This window comes from Streptomyces sp. NPDC051582 (assembly GCF_040681715.1).
GTDB lineage: Bacteria > Actinomycetota > Actinomycetes > Streptomycetales > Streptomycetaceae > Streptomyces.
On the sequence record NZ_JBFAZJ010000090.1, the window covers coordinates 1 to 3,174 of the forward strand.

General features: G+C 68.7%; 2 protein-coding genes. Both read right to left on the reverse strand.

The features are described from left to right. Nucleotides 1-2,255 (reverse strand): condensation domain-containing protein (locus AB0M92_RS39140; protein WP_366107167.1); only part of this gene is annotated, 2,255 nt, incomplete at its 3' end. Between the two features lie 155 nt (nt 2,256-2,410). Beyond that, on the reverse strand, nt 2,411-3,174 hold a 764-nt coding region (locus AB0M92_RS39145; protein WP_366107168.1), incomplete at its 5' end, for a phosphopantetheine-binding protein.

Below are 3,174 nucleotides of genomic sequence, written 5' to 3' on the forward strand. Positions count from 1 at the left end.
ACGACCGGCACTCCCGGATGATCCTCACGCCAGCGCGTCACCACGTGCGCGGGAACCTCCTCCCCACCCAGCATCAGCTGACCGCCCGGCACGAACGCCCGTCCGGCACCCTCCAGGAAAGGAAGATGACTGGGAGTCACCTTCAGGAACGACACCGGCAACCCGTCGACGTCGCCCTCCTCCGCAGAGGACAGAGCAGCCACCACGACACGACCACCCGCGGCCAACGCCCCGTACAGAGCGGTGACCCCCATGTCGAACGACGCCGAGGCGTGCCACGCCGTCGAACGCGCGAGGTCCGGATACGCCTGCGGACAGCGCACCACGTAATTCACCAAGGCCGCGTGCGACACCACCACGCCCTTCGGACGACCCGTCGAACCCGACGTATAGATCACGTACACGGGATGGGCGGGCAGCACCGGGGACAGGCGGTCACCGTCGGACAGGTCTCCGCTGTCACGGCCGGCCACGGCGTGCCGGACTCGGGGGTCATCGAGCAGCAGGTGCGGTGCGACGCCGTCCTGGGGCAGAGCGGACGCCGTGTCCGTATCGGTGATCACCAGCACCGGTTCGGCGTCAGCGAGCATGTGGGCGATCCGGTCCGCCGGGTATTCCGGGTCCACCGGCACGTAAGCCGAACCGCTCTTCAGCACCGCGAGCAAAGCCACGACCAGGTCGACGGACCGCGGCAGCGCCACCGTGACCAGGCGTTCCGGACCCGCCCCGGACGCCACCAGATGACGGGCCAGACGATTCGCACGGGCGTTCAATTCCCCGTAGCTCAGCTCGACCCCGCCACTGACCACCGCCGATGCATCCGGGGTCCGGACCACCTGCGCCTCGAACAACTGCGGCCACGTCGTATCGGGAACCTCACGAGCGGTGTCGTTCCACTCGACCAGCATCCGCTGACGCTCGTCGTCGGCGAGGACACTGACACTGCGGATCGGCTGGTCGGGTGCGGCAACGAGCGTTTCGACGACACGCACCAACCGGTCCGCGAGGCCCTGGGCGGTGCCTTCCGCGAACAGGTCGGTGCGGTAGTCGAGCCGTCCTCGCAGACCGGTGGGCGTGCCGTCCTCCGCCTGCGACTCGCCGAGCGTGAACGAAAGGTCGAACTTGGCCGTCTTCGCCGACGTGCGCTCGGGGTGGACGCTCAGACCCGGCAGAGCGAGATCGGGTTCGGCGACGTTCTGGAAGGTGAGCATGACTTGGAAGAGGGGGTGGCGTGCCATCGAGCGTGCCGGGTTGAGGATCTCCACCAGCCGCTCGAACGGCACGTCCTCGTGCGAGAACGCCGCCAGGTCCGCCTCTCGTACCCGTTCGAGGACCTCGCGGAACGTCGGGTCGCCCGACACGTCGGTCCGCAGGACCAGCGTGTTCACGAAGAACCCGACCATGTCGTCGAGGGCGTCGTCGGTACGGCCCGCGACCGGAGTCCCGATCGGGATGTCCTCCCCGGCGCCCATCTTCGACAACAGCACAGCCAAGGCCGCCTGCACCGTCATGAACACGCTCGCCCCGCAGGAACGCGACAGCGCCACCAGACGTGCGTGCGCCTCCGCCGGCACACGCACGTCCACCGAAGCACCTTCCTGCGATGCAACAGCGGGGCGCGGGTGGTCGACGGGCAGTTCCAGCTGTTCCGGGAGGCCGGCCAGGGCTTCTTTCCAGTAGGCGACCTGGGCCGCGATCACGCTGTCCGGATCGTCCTCGTCGCCCAGGACCTCGCGCTGCCACAGGGTGTAGTCCGCGTACTGCACCGCAAGCTCTTCCCATGCCGGGGCCTGCCCCTGGCAGCGGGCCGCGTACGCCTGCGACAGATCCCGGGCCAGCGGCGCCATCGACCAACCGTCCGCCGCAATGTGATGGACCACCATCACCAGAACCCACTCGTCCGCAGCGTCCGTGATCTCCAACAGCCGCACCCGCCACGGCAGGTCCCGCTCCAGATCGAAACCGGCACCCGTCACGTCCGCCACCGCTGCGGCAACGCCATCCGTCGACACGGACTTCACGACGACATCGGGAAGACCTGCGGCACCTCGCAAGATCTCCTGCCGCGGCTCCCCGTCCACCTGCGGAAACACCGTCCGCAAGCTCTCGTGCCGACCCGCGACGTCTGCCAGCGCGGCCCGCAGCGCCGCCACGTCCAGCGCACCGGTCAGACGCAGCACGAGAGGAATGTTGTACGTCGCGGACGCACCTTCGAGCTGGCCCAGGAACCACAGACGGCGCTGCGCGAACGACACCGGAATCACAGGAACAACCTTTCGCTTGCCCCCTCGCACGGAGGGGGTGCACCGCCTGGCCAGGCGGCGGATTACATCAAGAACGTGCGAGCGGGCGGGGCCGGTGGAGCTCTTCTCAGGCCCCGCCGCTCTCTCCAGTCATGTGGAAAGCGGCGTCATTCGCCGTCTTCCGGAAGGGGGCGCATACGTCGCAGCTTGGGACGCGTCTTCGCCGTCGCTGCTGAAGCGAGTTCCGTCGCCAGCAGAGCCACTGTGGGTGCTCCGAACAGCGACCGGACGGTGACTTCCACACCCAGTGCCGTGCGGATGCGCCGCACGAGCCGGGTCGCCAGCAAGGAGTGGCCGCCAAGGTCGAAGAAGCTGTCATCGATCGCTACCAGCTCCACGCCCAGGACCTCGGCGAAGAGCCCGCAGAGGGTCTCCTCCTGAGGTGTCCTCGGCGCCCGCCCCGACGCGTCCGTCGCGTATGCGGGAGCCGGCAGCGCCCTGCGGTCCAGCTTCCCGTTCGGCGTCAACGGCAGACCGTCCAGCACGACGAACGCGGACGGGACCATGTAGTCCGGCAGGCTTCGACGGACGTGACCGCGCAGTTCGGCGGTGACGACGCTCCACGGCACGGTGTGTGCGGGGGCATCAGGTGCCGGCACGACGTAGGCGGTGAGGCGCTTGTCGCCGGGCTGGTCCTCCCGCACCACGACAGCCGCCTGCGCGACCTGCTCATGGCCGGCGAGTACCGCCTCGATCTCGCCCGGCTCGATACGGAAACCCCGCACCTTCACCTGGCCATCAGCACGCCCCACGAACTCAAGGACGCCATCCGCCGACCAGCGCACCACATCACCGGTCCGATACATCCGCGAACCAGCCACCACCGCAAACGGATCCGCAACGAACCGCTCCGCCGTCAGGTCAGGCCGAT